19 protein-coding genes and 1 pseudogene are annotated in these 18,966 nt (G+C 69.7%); 13 read left to right on the plus strand and 7 right to left on the minus strand.

The annotated features are described in order from the left end of the window. Positions 1-38: 38 nt before the first annotated feature. From SLINC_RS43545 to SLINC_RS43585, 9 genes are all read left to right on the plus strand, one after another. On the plus strand, positions 39-719 hold the full coding sequence (locus tag SLINC_RS43545; protein WP_067443932.1) for a haloacid dehalogenase type II: 681 nt from the start codon (positions 39-41) through the stop codon (positions 717-719). Positions 720-804: 85 nt separating this feature from the next. Beyond that, positions 805-1,896, plus strand: a complete 1,092-nt coding sequence (locus SLINC_RS43550; protein ID WP_067443934.1) for an ABC transporter substrate-binding protein — start codon at positions 805-807, stop codon at positions 1,894-1,896. Further along, a complete protein-coding gene (locus SLINC_RS43555) occupies positions 1,889-3,025 on the plus strand; it encodes an ABC transporter ATP-binding protein (protein WP_067443936.1) in 1,137 nt (378 codons plus the stop codon). The genes SLINC_RS43550 and SLINC_RS43555 overlap by 8 nt, the downstream gene beginning before the upstream one ends. A gap of 5 nt (positions 3,026-3,030) precedes the next feature. Then, positions 3,031-3,936 (plus strand): ABC transporter permease, encoded by a 906-nt coding sequence (locus tag SLINC_RS43560; protein WP_237282026.1) that lies wholly within the window; start codon positions 3,031-3,033, stop codon positions 3,934-3,936. Then, positions 3,933-4,775 carry an ABC transporter permease gene (locus SLINC_RS43565; protein ID WP_067443938.1) on the plus strand — a complete coding sequence of 281 codons (843 nt, stop codon included), beginning with the start codon at positions 3,933-3,935 and terminating at the stop codon, positions 4,773-4,775. The genes SLINC_RS43560 and SLINC_RS43565 overlap by 4 nt, the downstream gene beginning before the upstream one ends. 52 nt (positions 4,776-4,827) lie before the next feature. Then, positions 4,828-6,108: an NAD(P)/FAD-dependent oxidoreductase gene (locus SLINC_RS43570; RefSeq protein ID WP_067443940.1), complete on the plus strand. Its 1,281-nt coding sequence runs from the start codon at positions 4,828-4,830 to the stop codon at positions 6,106-6,108. 41 nt (positions 6,109-6,149) lie between these two features. Then, positions 6,150-7,601 carry an NAD-dependent succinate-semialdehyde dehydrogenase gene (locus SLINC_RS43575; protein ID WP_067443942.1) on the plus strand — a complete coding sequence of 484 codons (1,452 nt, stop codon included), beginning with the start codon at positions 6,150-6,152 and terminating at the stop codon, positions 7,599-7,601. 1 nt (position 7,602) lies between these two features. Then, positions 7,603-8,586 carry a D-2-hydroxyacid dehydrogenase gene (locus SLINC_RS43580; protein ID WP_067443944.1) on the plus strand — a complete coding sequence of 328 codons (984 nt, stop codon included), beginning with the start codon at positions 7,603-7,605 and terminating at the stop codon, positions 8,584-8,586. A 200-nt stretch (positions 8,587-8,786) separates the two neighbouring features. Continuing rightward, positions 8,787-9,362, plus strand: a complete 576-nt coding sequence (locus tag SLINC_RS43585; RefSeq protein WP_067443946.1) for a dihydrofolate reductase family protein — start codon at positions 8,787-8,789, stop codon at positions 9,360-9,362. Between the two features lie 17 nt (positions 9,363-9,379). Here SLINC_RS43585 and SLINC_RS43590 read toward each other — a convergent pair whose 3' ends face one another. Continuing rightward, positions 9,380-10,003 (minus strand): TetR/AcrR family transcriptional regulator, encoded by a 624-nt coding sequence (locus SLINC_RS43590; RefSeq protein ID WP_067443948.1) that lies wholly within the window; start codon positions 10,001-10,003, stop codon positions 9,380-9,382. Between the two features lie 94 nt (positions 10,004-10,097). On the opposite strand from SLINC_RS43590, the gene SLINC_RS43595 reads away from it, so the two are divergent. The 3 genes from SLINC_RS43595 to SLINC_RS50115 all read left to right on the plus strand — a co-directional run bounded on the left by SLINC_RS43595 (position 10,098) and on the right by SLINC_RS50115 (position 12,664). Further along, the gene (locus SLINC_RS43595; protein WP_067443950.1) at positions 10,098-11,141 is read left to right on the plus strand and encodes an NAD(P)-dependent alcohol dehydrogenase; all 1,044 of its coding nucleotides are present in this window, start codon (positions 10,098-10,100) and stop codon (positions 11,139-11,141) included. Between the two features lie 132 nt (positions 11,142-11,273). After that, complete coding sequence (locus SLINC_RS43600) at positions 11,274-12,464, plus strand: serine hydrolase domain-containing protein (RefSeq protein WP_237282027.1); 1,191 nt, start codon at positions 11,274-11,276, stop codon at positions 12,462-12,464. Beyond that, a complete protein-coding gene (locus tag SLINC_RS50115) occupies positions 12,431-12,664 on the plus strand; it encodes an SCO3870 family protein (protein ID WP_107406765.1) in 234 nt (77 codons plus the stop codon). The genes SLINC_RS43600 and SLINC_RS50115 overlap by 34 nt, the downstream gene beginning before the upstream one ends. A 112-nt stretch (positions 12,665-12,776) precedes the next feature. Here the strand turns inward: SLINC_RS50115 and SLINC_RS43605 are convergent, their stop codons facing one another. Beyond that, on the minus strand, positions 12,777-13,427 hold the full coding sequence (locus SLINC_RS43605) for a hypothetical protein (RefSeq protein WP_067443954.1): 651 nt from the start codon (positions 13,425-13,427) through the stop codon (positions 12,777-12,779). A 266-nt stretch (positions 13,428-13,693) separates the two neighbouring features. Here SLINC_RS43605 and SLINC_RS43610 point away from each other — a divergent pair. Continuing rightward, positions 13,694-14,183: pseudogene (locus SLINC_RS43610) on the plus strand (FAD-dependent monooxygenase); the annotation flags it as partial. A gap of 167 nt (positions 14,184-14,350) precedes the next feature. Here the strand turns inward: SLINC_RS43610 and SLINC_RS43615 are convergent. From SLINC_RS43615 to SLINC_RS43635, 5 genes are all read right to left on the minus strand, one after another. After that, positions 14,351-15,511: an oxygenase MpaB family protein gene (locus SLINC_RS43615; protein ID WP_067443958.1), complete on the minus strand. Its 1,161-nt coding sequence runs from the start codon at positions 15,509-15,511 to the stop codon at positions 14,351-14,353. A 34-nt stretch (positions 15,512-15,545) separates the two neighbouring features. Then, positions 15,546-16,601, minus strand: coding sequence for a polyprenyl synthetase family protein (locus tag SLINC_RS43620; protein WP_067443960.1), 1,056 nt, complete (start codon positions 16,599-16,601; stop codon positions 15,546-15,548). After that, the gene (locus SLINC_RS43625; protein ID WP_067443962.1) at positions 16,591-16,878 is read right to left on the minus strand and encodes a polyprenyl synthetase; all 288 of its coding nucleotides are present in this window, start codon (positions 16,876-16,878) and stop codon (positions 16,591-16,593) included. The genes SLINC_RS43620 and SLINC_RS43625 overlap by 11 nt, the downstream gene beginning before the upstream one ends. Positions 16,879-17,201: 323 nt before the next feature. Further along, entirely contained in the window at positions 17,202-17,630 is a 429-nt protein-coding gene (locus tag SLINC_RS43630) for a hypothetical protein (protein WP_067443964.1), read from the minus strand. A 371-nt stretch (positions 17,631-18,001) separates the two neighbouring features. Beyond that, complete coding sequence (locus tag SLINC_RS43635) at positions 18,002-18,910, minus strand: NAD(P)-dependent oxidoreductase (protein WP_067443966.1); 909 nt, start codon at positions 18,908-18,910, stop codon at positions 18,002-18,004. Positions 18,911-18,966: the final 56 nt, after the last annotated feature.

Here is an 18,966-nt window from a genome sequence, read left to right on the forward strand (position 1 = left end):
CGAGCCCTGTTCCCGTAGCAAAGAACTGGAGATCTTCCATGCCCATCCCCTCGTTTCAGTTCCGGCCGAAGTACGTCTCCTTCGACTGCTACGGCACGTTGATCGAGTGGCCGATGACCCCCATCACGCGTGAACTGGTCGGCGACCAGATCCCCGCCGAGGACTGGGACCAGTTCGTCCGGGAATTCCGCGGCTACCGCTACGACCAGGTCCGCGGCGCGTACTACCCCTACGAGCAGGTGCTGCAGGACTCCTTCGAGCGGGTCTGCCGCAAGTGGGGTGTCAAGGCCGCCCCGGACGCGGGCAAGCGCCTCGCCGACGGTGTGCGCAGCTGGGGCCCGCACGCGGACGTGCCGGAGCCGCTGAAGAAGATGGGCGAGCACTACAAGCTGGTGATCCTCTCCAACGCCGACGACTCTTGCCTGGCGGAGAGCGTGCCCCGGCTGGGGGCGGACTTCCACGCGGTCTTCACCGCCGAGCAGGCCGGCTTCTACAAGCCCCGCTACGCGGCGTTCGAGTACATGCTCGACCAGCTCGACGCGTCCCCCGAGGACTTCGTGCACGTCGCCTCGCACACCCGCTACGACCTGATGCCGATGCACGACATGGGCTTCCGCAACCTGGTCCTGCTGGACCGCGGCTACGACCCGGTGACCCACGGCTACGACTACGTGACGGTGAAGTCCCTGGACGAGCTCAACACCATGCTCGGCATCTGAACTCCCCATCCTCCGTACCGGATCCGTACGTCCCCGCATCACGGATCCCCCGTACCCCCAGCAGCGATCTCCAGGAGGCACCGCCATGGAAGACCACCGGATAGGACGCAGAACCGTACTCCGCACCGCAGGGGCTCTCACCGCAGCCACCGCGATGACCGGGTGCAGCACCCTCATGGGCAGCAGCGAAGGCCGCGGCTCGGGCGGCGGCAAGAAGGGGCTCGTCGTCAGCAACAGCGGCGGCGCCTACAACGACGCTCTGACCAAGGCGATCTACGAGCCGTTCGCCAAGGAGACCGGCATCACGGTCACCACGGTCAACTACCAGTCCGCGCAGATCATCGCTCAGGTCAAGCAGGGCCGTCCGCAGGTCGACCTGATGGACAACACCCTGCTGAACTTCCAGAAGATGACCCGCCTGGAGTGTCTGGAGCCGGTGGACTACGACCGGCTCAAGAGCGTCAAGGGCGCCGGGATCGCGGAGAACCAGCTGCCGGAACACGCGGTCGGCAAGAACGTCTGGGCGAGCCTGATGGCGTACCGCACGGACAGCCTCAAGCGCACACCGAAGGGCTGGGCCGACTTCTGGAACACCGACGCCTTCGCCGGTCCGCGCTCGTTGCAGAGCGCTGAAACGGACTACCCGGAGCTGGAGTTCGCGCTGCTGGCCGACGGCGTGCCGCTGGACAAGCTGTACCCGCTGGATGTGGACCGGGCGTTCAAGTCGATGTCGAGGATCCGCGGCGGCGTGAAGAAGTTCTGGAACTCCGGCGCCATGCCGGCCGTCCTGCTGGGCCGCAAGGAGGTCGTCGCCACCAGCCTGTGGAGCGGCCGCGCGGACGAGCTGATCAAACAGGGCATGCCGGTCGCCTACCAGTGGAACGGCGCCCGCCGGCTCACCAACGGCTGGGGCATCCCCAAGGGTGCGGACAAGACGGACGCGGCCTACAAACTGATCGACTTCTCGCTGCGTCCCGAGGTGCAGGCGGCGTTCTCCAAGCTCTTCCCGCACGGTCCGGTCGTTCCCGGCGCCATCAAGCTGCTTCCGGACGATGCGCTCGCCGCGCTGCCGACCTCGCCGCAGAACCTGAAGACCGGGTTCGACACCGACGTGGCCTGGTGGGACAAGAACCTGGAGGCCGTGACCAAGCGCTGGCAGGAGTGGGCCAATGCCTGAGCAGACCAAACTCCTCGCCTCGGCCCTGAGCCCCGGGCCCAACGCGCTGAGCGGCAAGTCGTTGTCGGTCACGGGACTGCGCAAGTCCTACGGCGGGACGACGGTGGTCGACGGTGTGGACATGGAGATCGCGGCGGGTGAGTTCGTCACCTTCCTCGGCGCGTCCGGTTCCGGCAAGACGACCACGCTGATGATGCTGGCCGGGTTCACCGAGCCCGACTCCGGCGGCATCAGCGTCGACGGCCGGGACATCACGCGCCTCAACCCCGGAAAGCGTGACTTCGGTTTCGTCTTCCAGCAGTACCTGCTCTTCCCCCACATGACCGTCGCCGAGAACGTCGCCTTCCCCCTGCAACTGCGCGGGGTGTCCAAGGCGGAGATCCGCCGCCGGGTGGGCGAGACCCTGGAGGCGGCCGGGCTGTCGAAGTTCGCCGGCCGCAAGCCGCGGGAGCTCTCCGGCGGCCAGCAGCAGCGGGTCGCGCTGTGCCGGGTGCTGGTCTACCGCCCGCCGATCGTGCTGATGGACGAACCGCTGGGCGCGCTGGACAAGAAGCTCCGCGACCAGATGCAGACCGAGATCAAGTCCATCCAGCGTGAACTGGGCCTGACCGTCATCTACGTCACCCACGACCAGGAAGAGGCGCTGGTCCTGTCGGACCGGATCGCCATCATGAAGGACGGGCGGATCGAGCAGTTCGACACCCCCCGCGCCCTGTTCGAACGCCCCCGCACCCCGTTCGTCGCCGACTTCCTGGGCGCCGCCAACTTCCTCACCGGCAAGACCGAGGACGGCGGCGCGGACGACTGCACCCGGGTGCGGCTGGACACCGGCGGCGTCCTCACGGCCCGCTCCCACCCGTGTGTGCCCGGGCAGAGCGTGCGGGCCGCGGTGCGGCCGGGCAAGCTGCGCCTGGTCGGTGCCGGGGAGGGCTGTTGTTCCGGCACGGTCGAGACGGCCGTCTACGTCGGTTCGCTGACCCGGATCACCGTCCGTCTGGACGGTGCCGCTCCGGGGACGCAGCCGCTGCGGATCGAGACCGCCATCGTCCCGCCCCGCCCGGGCGAGCGGGTGTGTGTCACCGCCGATCCCGAGGACGTCAGCGTCTTCGCCGCGACGGACGGGGGGTGACATCCGTGGCCGGCACCGCTCTCGCACCCGGCAAGGTGCGCGTGAAGAAGACGTCCGCGATGCGCGGGCACCGCTCCCGCCTCGCCCTGGTCAACGCCGTCCCCGTCACGGTGTTCCTGCTCGTGCTGTTCGTCTACCCGATCATCGGGGTGCTCTCGCTGAGCCTGAAGGGCGACAGCGGCGGCTTCACCCTGCACTGGTACGCCGACGCCCTCAGCGGCGTGAACCTGTCCGTGCTGCTCTCCACCCTGCGGATCTCCGCCGAGACCGCGGTGCTGAGCCTGCTGGTGGGTTTCGTCCTGGCGCACGCCATCGCCCGTATGCGGCCCGTCTTCGCCGCGCTGGCCATGCTGATCGTGGTGGTGCCGCACTTCATCAGTGCCCTGGTGCGCACCTACGGCTGGATCATCATGCTCGGTGAACACGGCCTCATCAACAGCCTGGCCACCTCCGTGCACGCCCCCGGCGCCCCCTACTCCCTGCTCTACAACGAGACCGGCGTGGTCATCGGCACCACCTCGGTGATGCTCCCCTACACGGTTCTGGTGTTGCAGGGCGTGATGCGCGGCGTCGACGGCCGGCTGCTGGCCGCGGCCGCCGGGTTCGGCGCGAGCCGGCTGACCATCTTCCGCCGCATCTACCTGCCGCTGGTGGCACCCGGGATCGGCACCGCGGGCCTGCTCAGCTTCATCCTCTGCCTGGGCTACTACATCACCCCCGCCCTGATGGGCGGCGACAAACAGACCGTCGTCGCGGCCCTGATCGACCAGCAGGTGATGAAGCAGGACCAGTGGAACTCCGCCGCCGCCTTCGGCGTCATCCTGCTCCTGCTCACCTTCGCCGGCCTGGGCGTGCTCGGCCTGGCCAAGCTCCGCCGCACCAAGGCGCACGCACGAAGGAGCAGCTCATGATGCACCTGCCCCCCACCCGGGCCGGACACCTCGCCCGCGCCCTGAGCGCCACCGCGATCCTGCTGTTCCTGGCCATGCCCATCGTCATCATCCTGGTCACCTCCTTCGGCGCGGACGGCATCGGCACCTTCCCGCCGAAGGAGTACAGCACCCACTGGTACGAGCAGATGGCCGCGCCCGGCGGCAACTGGGCCACCTCCATCGCCCTGTCCAGCCTCATCGCCGCCCTGACCACGGTGTTCTCCCTCATCCTGGGAGCCACGGCCGCCACCGCCCTGGCCCGCGGCCGGCTCCCGCTGCACACGGCCGTCTACGGACTGGTCCTGGCCCCGCTGCTCATCCCCCAAGTGGTCATCGCCCTCGGCCTGTTCCTGTTCTTCGAACCGGCCGGCCTGCTCGGCAGCCCCCTGGCCATCGCTCTTGGCCACACCGTGCTCGCCGCACCCATCGCCATCCTCATCATGATCTCCACCCTCAAGGCCATCGACGAACGCCTCGAAGACGCCGCCGCCAGCATGGGCGCCAGCCGGATGACCATCGCCCGCCGCATCACCTTCCCCCTGGCCACCCCCGGCCTGATCGCCGCCGCGGTGTTCTCCTTCATCACCAGCTTCGACGAGTTCTTCATCGCCCAGTTCATGTCCACCCCCGACACCCGCACCCTGCCGGTCCTGGTCTTCAACGCCCTCCAGTTCGACGTCGACCCCACCGTCACCGCCGTCAGTGCCGTCCTCATCGCCCTGGCCATCCTCGCCCTCGCCCTGGTGACCCTCGTCCGCAAACTCAGCGGCCACCGCAGCCAACAGGGTGGCGTCCTGCCCGTCGAACCCCTCACCTGACCCTCGCCGGCCCGACCGGGACCCCCCGAACACTTCCCCGCAGGAGACCGAAATGAAGACGATCCCGTACTGGATAGAAACCGCCGGGGCGTTTCCCGACCGATCCGGCAAGCCGCTGACCGAGGACACCGACCTGGTGGTCGTCGGCGCCGGCCTGACGGGTCTGTCCACCGCCCTGCACTCCGCCCGCAAGGGCGCCCGCGTCACCCTCGTCGAGAAGGGGCAGATCGGTTCCGGGGCCTCCGCGCGCAACGGCGGTATGGCCAACCTGGGCTTCACCATCGGCGTACAGCAGGCCATTCGCCGGTACGGACTGGAGCGGGCCCGCGAGATCTACAACTCCTACGGCGAGGCCGTGGACACCGTCGAGCGGCTCGTGGACGAGGAGTCCATCGACTGCCAGTTCAACCGCGTCGGACGCCTGGGCGTGGCCTCCCGCCCCGCCCACTTCGAAGGGAAGAAGGCCCAACAGCGCGACCTGGCCAAGTACTTCGGCCACGAGACCACACTGGTCAGCAAGTCCGAGCTGCGTTCCGAGATCGGCTCCGACGCCTACCACGGCGGTCTGCTCGACCCGTTCAGCGCCGCACTGCACGTCGGCCGCTTCGTGCGCGGCATGGCCGAGGCGTGCGAGCGCGCCGGTGTCGAGATCCACGAGCGCAACGCGGCCATCGGCGTTCGGCGTACCGCCGCCGGCCGGTTCGAGGTCAGCACCGAACGCGGTGTGATCCGCGCCGGGCAGGTCATGATGGCCACCGACGCCTACACCGACAAGAACTTCCCGTGGCTGCGCCGCCAGCAGGTCTGCCTGGGCAGCTTCATCATCGTGACCGAGCCGCTCGGCGAGGAACTCGCCCGGGACATCATCCCCAAGGCCCGCCTCATCGTGGACTCCAACCAGGTCTGTCACTACTTCCGGCTCACTCCGGACAACCGGCTGCTGTTCGGCGGCCGTGCCCGCTTCGCACCGTCCGATCCCACCTCGGACAAGAAGAGCGGAGCCGTCCTGTTCCGTGAGATGTGCGCGATCTTCCCCCAACTCGCCGGGACGAAGGTCGAGTACGTGTGGGGCGGCTCCGTCGGCTTCGCCATGGACCGCATCGTGCACGCCGGACAGGCCGATGACGGCGTGTACTACTCCATGGGATACGCGGGCCATGGCGTGCAGATGGCCACGCACATGGGGCAGGTCATGGCCGAGGTGATGGACGGCCACCCCGAGGCCAGTCCGGTCCGCGACATCGCCCCGCCCCGCATCCCCCTCTACAACGGCACCGCCTGGTTCCTGCCCTTCGCGGGCGCCTACTACAAGACGCTGGACCGCATCCGCTGACCGGTCGGCAGCCCTTCCGCACCTACGAGGAGATACCCACGATGACTGTCGTCCGTGATGTTCCCAAGCAGCTGTTCATCGGCGGTGGTTGGCAGGACGCGGAGTCCGGCCGGACGCTGTCCGTCGACAACCCGGCCACCGGCGAGGAACTGTGCCGGGTCGCCGACGCCTCACCCGCCGACGGCCGGCGTGCCGTCGAGGCGGCGGTCGCCGCGCAGGCGGACTGGGCCGCCACCCCGCCCCGGGTGCGCAGCGAGATCCTGCGCCGTGCCTACGACCTCATCATCGCGCGCACCGAGGACCTCGCGCTGCTGATGACCCTGGAGATGGGCAAGCCGCTGGCCGAGGCGCGGGCCGAGGTCGCCTACGGCGCCGAGTTCTTCCGCTGGTTCTCCGAGGAAGCCGTCCGTATCGACGGCGGCCTGATGACCGCGCCCGATGGCAAGAACCGCCTGCTGGTCACCCGCCAGCCGGTCGGCCCGTGCCTGCTCATCACCCCCTGGAACTTCCCCCTGGCGATGGGCACCCGCAAGATCGGCCCCGCCCTCGCCGCCGGCTGCACCGTCGTCCTCAAACCCGCCCCCCAGACCCCTCTGACCAGCCTCGCCCTCGCCGAGATCCTCACCGAAGCCGGCCTGCCGGCCGGTGTCCTCAACATCGTCGTCACCACCGACGCCGCCGGCGTCGTCGAACCCCTCCTGCGCGGCGGGCAGATCCGCAAGCTCTCCTTCACCGGCTCCACCCAGGTCGGCCGCATCCTGCTGGCCCAGTGCGCCGACACCGTCATCCGCACCTCCATGGAACTGGGCGGCAACGCCCCCCTCATCGTCTTCGACGACGCCGACCTCGACACCGCCGTCGAAGGCACCATGGTCGCCAAGATGCGCAACATGGGCGAGTCCTGCTGTGCCGCCAACCGCATCTACGTCCACACCTCCGTCGCCGAGGAGTTCGCCACCCGCCTCGCCGCCCGCATGGCCGCCCTGAAGGTCGGCGACGGCACCGAACCCGGCACCGACGTCGGCCCCCTCATCGACGAGGCCGGCCGCAGCAAGGCCCACGACATGGTCCGTGACGCCGTCAAGCGCGGCGCCACCGTCCTCACCGGCGGCGAACTCCCCGAGGGCCCCGGCTGCTTCTACCCGCCCACCGTCCTCACCGGCATCTCCGCCGAGGCCGCCATCAACGACACCGAGGTCTTCGGTCCCGTCGCCGCCCTCCTCACCTTCGAGGACGAGGACGAGGCCATCGCCGCCGCCAACAGCACCGAATTCGGCCTGGCCGCCTACCTGTTCACCCAGAACCTCGACCGTGCCCTGCGTGTCAGCGAACGTCTGGAGAGCGGCATGATCGGCCTCAACACCGGGCTCGTCTCCAACCCCGCCGCCCCCTTCGGCGGCGTCAAGCAGTCCGGACTGGGCCGCGAAGGCGGACGCGTCGGCATCGGCGAGTTCCTGGAGTACAAGTACATCGCAGTCCCCGTCGGAGCCTGACATGCCCGACCGACTCGTCGTCCTCTACCGGGGCAACCGGCCACCCGCCACCGCACTGATCGAACGCCTCGCGGACACCGTCTACGCCACCGAGGAGGAACTGCCCTACCTCCTCCCCGGCGCCGACGCCCTCCTGGCCTGGGTCACCATCACCCCCGCCATCCGCGAGGCCTGGCCCGACAACCCGGACAAGGCTCCCCGCTGGGTCCACGCGGCCTCCGCGGGTGTGGACTCCTTCCTGTTCCCTGCCCTGGTGGACGATCCGGGCGTGGTCCTGACCAACGCCCGCGGGGTCTACGACCAGCCGACCGCCGAGTACGTCCTCGGCCTGATCCTCGCCCTCGCCAAGGACTTCCCCGGCACCTGGGAGCACCAGCGGCGCCGCGAGTGGCGTCCACGCCAGAGTGACGGCATCACCGGACGCACCGTGCTGGTCTGGGGGACGGGGCCGATCGGCCGGGCCATCGCCCGGCTGCTGCGTGCCGTCGGGATGCGCGTGTCCGGCGCGGGCCGCAAGGCCCGCACGGACGACCCCGACTTCGGCACGGTCCACGGTACGACGACCCTGCGCTCCGCCCTGAAGGAAGCGGACTACGTCGTCCTGGCCGCGCCCCTCACCCAGGGCACCAGGGGCATGGTCGACGCCCCCGTGCTCGCCGCCATGAAGCCGGGCGCGCGGCTGATCAACGTGGGCCGGGGCGGACTCGTCGACGAGGAGGCGCTGGTCGACCACCTGGCCGCCGGACGCCTGGCCGGCGCCGCTCTGGACGTGTTCGTACAGGAACCGCTGCCCGCCGAATCACCCCTGTGGGACATGCCCGGCGTGATGATCTCCCCGCACACGGCGGGCGAGACCACCAGCGAGCGGGAGGCGCTCGTCGAGGTGTTCCTCGACAACCTCACCCGGCACATCGAGGGCCGGCCACTGCGCAACGTGGTGGACAAGCGGCGCGGATACGTGGTCGACGAGACACACCCCGCGTGAGGGCGAACAGCACATGCCCCGGCCGGTCGGAGTCACCGGGCCGGGGCCGCGCCGGCGGCTGAGCGGTGTCGCACGAGCGGTCGAACATCCTGCTCCGGTCGGCATGGCGATGAGTTTCGGAAGCGTGCCGGGTCTACGGATGTAACTGCGGTGGCTGCGGTACGCACCCCCGCCGATCATCCACATCCGAGGAGCACGACATGACCGCCACCTACACCTTCGACGTCTTCTCCAGCCTCGACGGCTACGGCGCCGCCGGCGGCGACTGGACCGGCTACTGGGGGAAGCAGGGCCCCGAGTTGCTCGACCATCGCCTCGGCCTGTACGGCCCGGAGCAGAGGATGGTGTTCGGCGCCAACACGTACCGGGCGTTCGCGCAGATGCTGGCGTCGAGCACCGAGGAGTCGGACGTGCGTGACGCGTGGGTCACTCGGATGCGGCACCTGCCGGCAACAGTGGTGTCGACGACGCTGGAGGGCCCCCTCGACTGGCCGGACGCGACCGTCGTGAGCGGTGACGCCGTCGACGTCGTCGCCCGCCTCAAGAAGGAGTCCGATGTGCCGCTGCGCTCGCACGGCAGCCTGTCGATGAACCGCGCGCTCATGGCCGCCGGGCTGGTCGACCGCGTACAGGTGACGCTCTTCCCCGTCATCACCGGCCGGACCGGGCTGGACCCGATCTTCCAGGGTGCGGCCGACTTCGACCTGGAACTGCTGGAGCACCGCACGCTCGACGGTCGCATCCAGGAGCTCGTCTACCGACCCACGCTCCATTGACCTGGGAAGCCACTCAGTTACGCCCGGTCTGACGCGGACGGCGGGACCTGGGCCCGGTCGGCCGTCATGGCGCGGCGGACGCTCTCGCGGAGCAGGGTCCGCCGCTGCTCGTGAAGTTCGGGGGGTTCCTGGGCGGTCGCGGCGTAGACATTGCTGACCGGTGACCAGGCCATGGACATCGCGATCACCATCGCCATGATGTCGAACGGGTCTCCCTGGCGCACCCGGCCGGCGGCCTGGGCCTCGGCGATGGCGCGCAGTTTGGAGTCGTCGAGCCGGTCGGGGTCGTCGACCAGGTGGCCGGCCGGGCGCCGTTCCAGGCGTGCCCAGGTGGCCAGCCGGATGAGGTCGGGGCGGCGGAGATACTCGTCGTAGAGGCGTACGGCCCAGTCCGCGAGGTCGGTGGCGTCGATCGGGACGACGTTCACGATCCGCTCCAGCGAGCCGAAGAAGATGGCGTCGAAGAGCCCGTCCTTGCTGCCGAAGTAGGCATAGAGCTGCGCCTTGTTCGTGCGTGCCGAGGACACGATCCGCTCGACGCGCGCACCGGCGATCCCATGCTCGGCGAACTCCTGGGTCGCCACATCGATGATGCGCTGGTACGTCGCGGCTCCGCGTGAGGTCAGCGGCTGATCGGCCATGCTCCGACGCTACCAGACAGAACAGTTGGTTTGCATCGCGGCCGGATGCCTGTACGGTCAGTAGACCGAACAGTCTGTTTGCGAGGTGGGAGTCATGAGGAAAACCGTCGGCTGGCAGTGGGAGGCCTCGTCGTCGATCCTGCGGCGGACGCCGCTGGAACGACGCGACCTGCGTCCCGACGACCTCGCGGTCCGGGTCGACTACTGCGGTGTCTGCCACACCGATGTCCACGCCGTCAGCACCAGGGACGGCGAGCCCGGCCGGCCCCTGGTGCCGGGACACGAGTTCACGGGCGTGGTGACCGAGACCGGCACCGCGGTCACCCGCTTCACCGTCGGCGACCCGGTCGCCGTGGGCAACATCGTCGACTCGTGCGACGCGTGCGCCATGTGCCGGGCCGGCCAGGAGAACTTCTGCCACGCCTTCCCGACCCTGACCTACGACGGCGTGGACCGGCACGACGGATCGACCACCCTGGGTGCCTACTCCCGTGAGTACGTCGTCCGCGACCGCTTCGCCCACCCCCTCCCCGCAGGTCTCGACCCGGCCGCCGCCGCTCCGCTGCTCTGTGCCGGGATCACCGTCTGGGAACCGCTGTACGCCCTCGGCGTGGGGCCGGGGGCCCGCGTAGCCGTGGCGGGACTGGGCGGCCTGGGCCATCTCGCGGTCAAGATCGCCGTGGCGCTCGGCGCCGACACCTCGGTCATCAGCCGCTCACCGGACAAGACCGACGACGCTCGACGTCTCGGCGCCCGCGATCTCGTCGTCTCCACGGACCCGGAACAGATGGCGGACGCCCGCGACCGGTTCGACGTCGTCATCGACACCATCTCCGCTCCGCACGACCTCGGCCCCTACCTGCGCCTGGTCGCCATGGACGGGACGCTCAGCCACCTCGGACACCTCGGACCCGTCACCGTGGAGACCACCGACCTGCTCATAGGACGCAAGAAACTCAGCTCCGCCGGCAGCGGCGGCAGACTCGCGACCGCCGCCCTGCTCGACTTCTGCGCCCAGCACGGCATCACCGCCGACATCGAACTGCTCCCCTCCGCGCGCGTGAACGACGCCCTCGACCGCCTCCGGCGCAACGACGTCCGCTACCGCTTCGTACTCGACATGTCCGACCTGGACTGAACGGCGGGAGCCGGCAGCCGCGGTGTTGCCGCGTCGGTTCGTCCGGCAGCCGATGAGGGGGGCTTGCCCCACCGGAGGTCCGGTGGACACCTGCATGGCCACCCCTATTCCGTGCCGTTGAGACTTCACTGCATGCGTATGAGGTCAAAGTTCGTGACAGGTGCCGTGGCGCTGGCCGCGGTGACAAGTCTGGCCGGAGTTCCGGCCGAGGCGGCGTCGGGGCGGGAACGGGGGAACGACCGGACCGCGCTGCAACGCGACACCGACGCGATCGCGGCGCTCGGGGTCGCGGGCGTCCAGGCGCGGACGACCGGCTCCGCAGGCAGGAGCGTGGTCGCGTCCAGCGGGGTGTCCGACATCGGGACCGGCCGCCCGGTCCCGCCCACGGCGTACTTCCGGATCGGCAGCATCAACAAGACGTTCGTCGCCACCGTCGTCCTGCACCTGGTGGGGGAGGGCAGACTCGGGCTGGACGACACGGTGGAACGCCGACTGCCCGGCGTGCTGCGGGGCAACGGCAACCGCGGCGACAGGATCACCATCCGGCAGCTCCTCCAGCACACCAGCGGCATCTCCGACGAGAGTTACCCCGGCTTCGACTCCGCCGAGGAGTACTACGCCCACCGCTACGACATCCACACCCCCGAGGAGATCGTGGCCCTGGCCATGCGGCACAGGCCGGTGTTCGAGCCGGGCCGGGGATGGAGCTACTCCAACACCGGTTACGCGGTGCTGGGTCTGGTCATCGAGAAGGTCACCGGCCGACCGTGGTACGAGGAGGTCAGCACGCGGATCATCCGCCCGCTCCGCCTCCACCACACCGTATGGCCCGGCACCTCCGCCACCCTGCCCCGACCGCACCTGCGCGGCTACCAGCGTTTCGAGTCCGGCGGCCCCCTGGTGGACGTCACCGAACTGATCGACGCGGACGCGTCGGGCGGCCTCATCTCCACCACCGCCGACCTCGACCGCTTCGTCCGCGCCCTGCTCGGTGGCCGGCTGCTGCGCCCGGAGCTGCTGAGGCAGATGCAGCGCACGGTCCCGGTGGACGAGGAGACCAACCAGATCATGCCGGGCGCCCGCTACGGACTCGGCCTCTCCTCCCGCCCGCTGTCGTGCGGCGGCACCTACTGGACCCACGGTGGGGACCAACTCGGCTACCGGACACGAAACGGCGTCGCGGATGACGGCCGACGCAGCGTGGTGGTCGCCATGTCCACTCAGTTCAACCAGATGGACAGCGCGCTCGGGCAGGAGAAGCTCGCGCACACGCTGGTGGACAACGCCCTGTGCCACGAGCGCACCGCCCCACTCGCCGACTAGGCAGCGCGGACGCGTCAGCTCCGACTGCTCGCCAACGTGTCGTCCTCGTCCTCCCTCTCATCGAGAGACTCGAACCCACCCAGCGCGTCAAGAGTGAACCAGGCCCGGGACGACTCAGGCCCTTCAGCGCCCTGATGTATGTCACCGCGGCTCTGGTCGGGGTGACATGGGTCCGGGACGGCCGGCCGCACTCGAAGTGAGTACGTCGCGGACGAGCGCCAGGCTGACGTCTCGGCGCGCACGGCTCCGACGAACTCCCGTGCCCCCTCTGTCAGGGCAGCGCGCCTGACAGAGGCGGCGGCGTTCCTGATGTCAGGCGTCGGTGGGCACGGGCTGCGCTTCGGACTGCGACGGTGCGGCCTGCTTCGATGCGTCGGCAGCGGTGTAGAAGACCGATGATCCCTGCTTGGTGCGGTGCGCCTGGGTCTTGGCGACCAGCCCTTCGAGTGTCGTGCGCACCACGGTCGTCTTGACGCCGCGTTCGGGGTGGGCCGCGCCCAGCGCTGTGGCGATCTCGGCGGCGGAACGTGGTTCCCGCTGCTCGCCGAGGTGACGGCGGACCAGGTCGACCAGCGTCGGCTGTGCCGACTTCGCACCTTCGGCCTTGTCCGCAGGCTTCGTGGCAGCCGCCTTCGCGGTTGCGGAGCGAGCGGTGCGGCGGGTGCCCGTCTTCGTCCCCGCGCGCTTGTCCTTGCCGGTCTTGGCCTCCGCCTTCTTACGGGGGGCAGGCACCGTGACATCGGCCGACGGGGCCGCGGGTTCTGCGGAAGCCGGTGCGATGTCGATCGCCTGCTGGATGCTGACCAGCACGGCATGGTCACGTTGGAGGGCGGTCAGTTGTTCCTGAAGGGACGCGATTTCCCCACCGATGCGTTCCTGCTCCTTGGCATTGCGCTCAAGGTCGGCGGTTACTTGAGCGGCGTACTGTGATGTCAGTTCGCTGACGGAGGGGTTCTGAGACATCGAATGCTCCTTCTTCGATTCGAGGCGGGAGTTGAAGGATGTGCCACCTCCAAGCCCCCAGTGATGACTGTGGGGCGGTGACCATGTCCGAAGCGCCGGACCCTGCCGTAGTGATAGTACGTACGACTGGCGCGAGTTGTTCTGCCTGAGTGTGGCTTGATGTCGTCAGGAGGGAGTGTAGGTCACCTGTCGGGCACTGTCGGTGGCTCGTCGGTGGGGCCTGGCATCTTTCCGGAGGTGGCCGTCCGGAGCTCACCGGGTGGCTCGATTTCCACGCCATCATCCTGGAGGGCCGCCGGGCGATGCGGGTCCTCGGCCGGGACGGCACCGTCCTGCTCGACAAGCCGGACGACGGCACCGGTGGCCGCCCCGAGGTGACGTTCGCCGACGGCACGACCTTCGTCACCGGCCTGCTGGTCGGCGCGGGCGGCGCGGGCGGCGCGGGCGGCGCGTGGTCACGGGGCCGGCCACTGCTGTCCAGCGCGAGGCCCGAGTACGCCGGCACATCGGTCGCCGAGACCTACCTGTTCGGCGCCGACACCCGGCACCCGGCCGCCGCGAAAGCGGTCGGCGGCGGGATGCTGATCGCGCCCTCGCCGGGCGCGGACATCTTCGCCCACCGCGAGAGCGGCGACACCCTGCACGCCTACGTGAGCCTGTCCAGGCCGCTGGACTGGTTCACCGACATCGACTTCACCGACGCCGCCGCGCGGAGACCGGGTGCCGGGGGTGACCCTGCTCGGCGACGCTGCCCACCGAGATCGAAGGAATCGACTCCGACGAGAACGCGGCCCACCGCCTGATCGAGATGATCGCGGAGGCGGGCCGGAGGGCAGCGGACGCGTGAACTTGACCGGAGGAATGGACAGTTGAGGCGTGGTGACGGTCGGGACGGTCGGCATGCGGCCCTGGGTGTGGGCTGCTCAGGAGACCGAGGCGGCCGGTGGGATCCACCGGTGGGTGCGGGGCACCGCGCTGGTGATGCCGTAGTCCTTCTTGAGCTGTTCGGGGATGGCGTAGTGCATGACACGTCCGCGGGTGAGTGAGGACAGTTCGAGGACGGTGGTGAGGTGACCGAGGCGGTCCAACGCCCAGGCGCCGAGCGGGGAGCGGTCCTCGATGGTCTCCAGGACGCCGAGGAGGTGCGGTACGGCCTTGACGACCGCGTCCCACGAAGTGCGGGGCACGTGAAGCCAGTCGGCGCAGGTGTCGCCGACGAGGTACCGGATGAGAGCGGAGACGATCGGGTCGAAGAAGGTGCCGGGCACCACCTCCTCGTAGAGGTCGATGAGCTGCCGCGTCAGATGTGCGCCCTCCTCGGACGGCCCCATGTGCCGGACCATGTACTGGTCGAGGAACCGGCGTGCCTCGTCGAGTGACTTCGGTACGGCGTCCTGGTCGACGCCGAGCATGGCGCCGACCACACGCCAGGCGTAGTAGTACGCGTCCGCGCCCTCGGCCGACATGTGGATGCCGAGGCGGTGCAGGCTGTCCAGGACGAGCAGGGAGAAGAACATCTGCCCGCCGATCATGTCCTCCTGGCAGATCGGCGTTCCCAGCGCGCCGGTGTCCCACCGGTCCTCGCGTGCCAGGTGGTGTCGGATCGAAGCGTGCAGAAGGCGTACCTTCTGGGCCGCGGGGATGAAGCGGCCGCCGGCCTCGAAGGCGTCGGGCTGCATCAGGTAGACGGTGAACTGGCCGGTCTCGGCCATGCGTTTGGAGGGGTACTCCAGGCCGTGGGTGGCCGACAGCAGCCGTGCCACGTGGGGGACGACATAGCAGGCGGGCATGGCGGCGAAGGACAGCGCGGTGGAGATGTGCACGTTGTTGTCGATGAAGAACAGCCGTGCCTTCTCCATCTCCGCCCAGTCCACCCAGGCCGGCGGCACTCGGGTGGCTTCCAGGTACTCCCGCGCCACGTCGGGCAGTCCGTCGGGCAGGGGAGCGCCGGCTGTGGAGACGTAGCGCATCAGGGCGTTGAAGGTGCCCACTTCACCGCGTTCGAAGAGGGTGGCGACCGTGGCGTCGGCGAGTTCGTCACCGGCGTGCCGGAGGGCGTCCATCGATGTCTCGGTGTGGTGCATGGCAGGGCTCCTTGCTTTTCACGGTGCCGCGCGGTCACGACAGACGGACGGCCGCCGAATGCGCCAGGGCGGTCAGGGCAGTGGCGGCGGGCGCCGGTACGTCCAGCTGATGGAGGGCGTCGAGGGCTTCCTCGACCCGCGCGGTGATCATGTCCTCGATACGGTCGGGCGCCTTCAGCTGGCGCATCACCTCACGGACGGTGTCCAAGCCCTCGTCGTCCAGGTCGCGTCGGCCCAGGAGAGTGCGCAGCAGCTCCCGCTCGGCGTCACCGGCCAGGCGCCAGGTCTCGGCGAGCAGGGCCGTGGGCCGGTGGCCGCGCACATCGTCGGCGTTGGCCTTGCCGGTGCGCTCAGGGTCCCCGAACAGGCCGAGCAGGTCGTCCCGCAACTGGAACGCCTCGCCCAGCGGCAGCCCGTAGGCGGAGTAGCCCTCGCGCAGCCGCGCCCCGGCGCCGGCCAGGGTGCCGCCGATCAACAGGGGCTGTTCGACGGTGTACTTGGCGGTCTTGTAGCGGATCACCTTCAGTGATGCCGTGGTGTCCGGGCCGGCGCCGGTACGCAGGATCTCCAGGCACTCGCCCGCGATCAGCTCCCGGGCCAGCACCGACCACAACGGGCGGGCCCGGGACAGATACGCGGCGGGCAGACCGCTGGTGGCGAACACCTGCCCGGCCAGCGACATCAGCAGATCCCCGACCAGCATCGCCAGTGACCGCGCGGCGGCGACGGCACGAGGCCCGCGGCGTACGGCATCGCGCAGCGCGATGTGCGCGGTGGGCCGGCCGTGGCGCAACGGGCTGTCATCGATGAGGTCGTCGTGCACGACCGCGGCGGCATGCACCAACTCCATGGAGGCCGCCGCCCGCACCAGCGCGTCACTGTCCGGCTGCCCCACCGCGCGCCAGCCCCAGTAGCAGAACGCCGCTCGCAGCCGTTTGCCGTCCGCGACCGCCGCCTCCACCTGCTCGGCCACCGGGTCCAGGCTCGGATCGATCGCCGCGAACCGGCCGGCCTCCTGGGCGACGACCCGGTGCAGTACCTCGTCGACGCGGGCCTTGAACGCGGCCGGCTCCCACCGGTCAGACGCCATCGATCGTCTTCCGGGCCGCCGCGTGCCGGGCGAGGACCTCCAGGTGGGCCGGCGGGACGGCCCCGTACCGGTCCAGCACCAGACGCCCGCGCGCCACGAGGTCCTGCTCGGCCTCCGCCGCCAGTTCGGTGACGTCGGAGCGCCGTAACAGCCCCCGCACGGTCCCCAGTGCCGATCCCAGCGTGGTCATGGCCACATCGGCCAGACCGGCCACCAGCAGCACCGCATGGCCCTCAAGCCCCACCACGCCCTCGCGCCGTCCCTCTTCCTCCGTCATGGCCTCTCCCCACCCCGTGTCCAGACGGCGCCGGTCACCCGTCGCCCTTCCGAGGATCGCGTCACACAGCCGACGAGATACGAGGAACTCACGATCGAGTGATCACATCGCTCGGCCGTACGGGAGACAGGGCCTACCTGGTGGACTCGTGGTCGGACCTGATCGCATGCCGGGCGGAGAGCGGAACTCTCCGCCCGGCATGGCCTCCGCCCGGCATGGCCTCCGCCCGGCATGGCCTCGGGCCGGCGTGCATCGTCGCCGACGGGCTTTCTCGCCTGCACCGATGACACGCCGGCCCTCTCAACGAGACCGTTCGTGCAATCTCAGCAAGGCGCGATGTACCGGGCCGCCCATCGGTCGACGGACTGCCCTGGGATGTCTCCCACGGGAATCACGATCGGTCCCCTGTCTCCGCGGCTGAAGCGCCAGGCGCCGTCCTGGTACTTCCACGTTTCGCCGCAGTAGCCCGGGCCGAGGTACCAGGAGGCGGCGGTCTCCCAGCCGAGAGCGGTGTCGGTTCGCTGATGGCCGGGGAGAATCGCGTCGTAGGGGCGGCTGGGGCTGCCGACGACGTACCTCGACACGCCGATCCCGATGCTGTTCTCGTTGCTGATGTACCTCGTGACAGCTGCCGGTGCCGCCTCCCGAACGTTCCCCGAGCGTTCGACGGCACCGGTCGGAGATGCCAGCGCCAGTGTGCCGGCAAGTGCTCCGACGACCGCGACTCCGCGCAGGCTGCTGAGTAATTGCATGTGCCCACCCTTCCGTTGATTCCGCGATTTCCGCGTTGAAGACGCACGGCGCCCGTTGACCAGGCGCCAGAGGCCGCTTTCGAAGAGGACCGGCCCGGTGCCGAAGCTCGCAGGACGCTTCGGCACCGGGCAAGGATTCGGCCGCCCGGTGGGACGCTGGGACGCAGAAACACGTGAGGGCCTTGCCGTTCACGGTCATGCTGGGACACCGCTGGGACACCGCCGACTCATGGGGACGCACAGACGCAGGGGTGGATGCCCGTTACCGGGCATCCACCCCTGCCACAAGCAACCCTCCGGTGCCGAGTCGCGTCCTGGACGGCCGCGGCCGCAGGCACCTCACCCCGGCGGTGTCCGGTCACGGAACTCCGTCAGCGCTGTCCTCGGATGCTGTCGATGATGCGGGTCCAGTTGTCGCCGCCGTGTCCGGCCTCGATCGCGCGCCGATAGTGGCTCTGCACGGCCTGGGGGAGCGCCAGGTCGAGGCCGAGTGCCACGCTGGCCTCGACGATGTGGTCGGAGGTCGCACCCATCATGGTGACCGTGCTGAGGTCGCCGGGATGCTCCCCGGCATCCAGCGCGACACCGGGGTTCTCCTCACCGGCCCGCATCATGTCGCCGATCGTGTCGGCCGTGGCGAGCAACTCCGGCAGCGCTTCCTGGGCCTTCATGCCCGCGGAACCCAGCATCGCGGTGGCGTGCATCAGAGCCGACAAGGTGGTCAGGAACACCGTGAGTTGGGCCTGGTACATCAGCTGGGAGAGCCCCGGATCGTCCCCCAGATACCTCGGTGCGCCGATCGGCGCCAACGCCGCCCGGTGGTTCTCCATCACCTCGGCGGGGCCGCTGTAGTAGACGTGCGCCGCCTCCGTGCCGACCATCGGCGCCGGGGCCATGACACCACCGCTGAGGAAGACGGCGTCGTGGCCCGCCGCCCAGGATGCCGCCGTGCGGGTGCGGTCGGGGGTGTCGGAGCTCAGGTTGACCAGCGTCCGGCCGGCGAGCGACGCGGTGGCACTGTCGAGGATGTCGTACATCGCCTGGTAGTCGGTGAGGCTGAGGATCACGAGGTCACTCGCCTCGACCGCCTCGCTCGGTGTCGCCGCGAGCGTCGCTCCGTCGGCGACGACGCCGTCGGCCCGGCCGGCGGTGCGGTTCCAGACGGTGACCGGGTGGCCGGCGGCGAGGAGAGTGCGGGCCATCGCCTGGCCCATCGGGCCGAGCCCGATCACGGTGACAGCGCTGTTCTGCCTGGTGGTGTGGTCCTGTTGTTCGTTCACCCCTCCATGCTCGGAGAGCGCCACTATTCTTGGAAGTACCCACTATTTTCTGCGGT

Origin of the sequence: Streptomyces lincolnensis (assembly GCF_001685355.1) — a bacterium.
Lineage (GTDB): Bacteria > Actinomycetota > Actinomycetes > Streptomycetales > Streptomycetaceae > Streptomyces > Streptomyces lincolnensis.

Coding starts and splice junctions, on each gene's coding strand:
- SLINC_RS43585 (WP_067443946.1), top strand. CDS start 8,787: ATGACCGCCACCTACACCTTCGACGTCTTCTCCAGCCTCGACGGCTAC.
- SLINC_RS43565 (WP_067443938.1), top strand. CDS start 3,933: ATGATGCACCTGCCCCCCACCCGGGCCGGACACCTCGCCCGCGCCCTG.
- SLINC_RS43605 (WP_067443954.1), bottom strand. CDS start 13,427: ATGTCTCAGAACCCCTCCGTCAGCGAACTGACATCACAGTACGCCGCT.
- SLINC_RS43630 (WP_067443964.1), bottom strand. CDS start 17,630: ATGCAATTACTCAGCAGCCTGCGCGGAGTCGCGGTCGTCGGAGCACTT.
- SLINC_RS43620 (WP_067443960.1), bottom strand. CDS start 16,601: ATGGCGTCTGACCGGTGGGAGCCGGCCGCGTTCAAGGCCCGCGTCGAC.
- SLINC_RS43550 (WP_067443934.1), top strand. CDS start 805: ATGGAAGACCACCGGATAGGACGCAGAACCGTACTCCGCACCGCAGGG.
- SLINC_RS43570 (WP_067443940.1), top strand. CDS start 4,828: ATGAAGACGATCCCGTACTGGATAGAAACCGCCGGGGCGTTTCCCGAC.
- SLINC_RS43590 (WP_067443948.1), bottom strand. CDS start 10,003: ATGGCCGATCAGCCGCTGACCTCACGCGGAGCCGCGACGTACCAGCGC.
- SLINC_RS43600 (WP_237282027.1), top strand. CDS start 11,274: ATGCGTATGAGGTCAAAGTTCGTGACAGGTGCCGTGGCGCTGGCCGCG.
- SLINC_RS43595 (WP_067443950.1), top strand. CDS start 10,098: ATGAGGAAAACCGTCGGCTGGCAGTGGGAGGCCTCGTCGTCGATCCTG.
- SLINC_RS43625 (WP_067443962.1), bottom strand. CDS start 16,878: ATGACGGAGGAAGAGGGACGGCGCGAGGGCGTGGTGGGGCTTGAGGGC.
- SLINC_RS43615 (WP_067443958.1), bottom strand. CDS start 15,511: ATGCACCACACCGAGACATCGATGGACGCCCTCCGGCACGCCGGTGAC.
- SLINC_RS43575 (WP_067443942.1), top strand. CDS start 6,150: ATGACTGTCGTCCGTGATGTTCCCAAGCAGCTGTTCATCGGCGGTGGT.
- SLINC_RS43580 (WP_067443944.1), top strand. CDS start 7,603: ATGCCCGACCGACTCGTCGTCCTCTACCGGGGCAACCGGCCACCCGCC.
- SLINC_RS43545 (WP_067443932.1), top strand. CDS start 39: ATGCCCATCCCCTCGTTTCAGTTCCGGCCGAAGTACGTCTCCTTCGAC.
- SLINC_RS43555 (WP_067443936.1), top strand. CDS start 1,889: ATGCCTGAGCAGACCAAACTCCTCGCCTCGGCCCTGAGCCCCGGGCCC.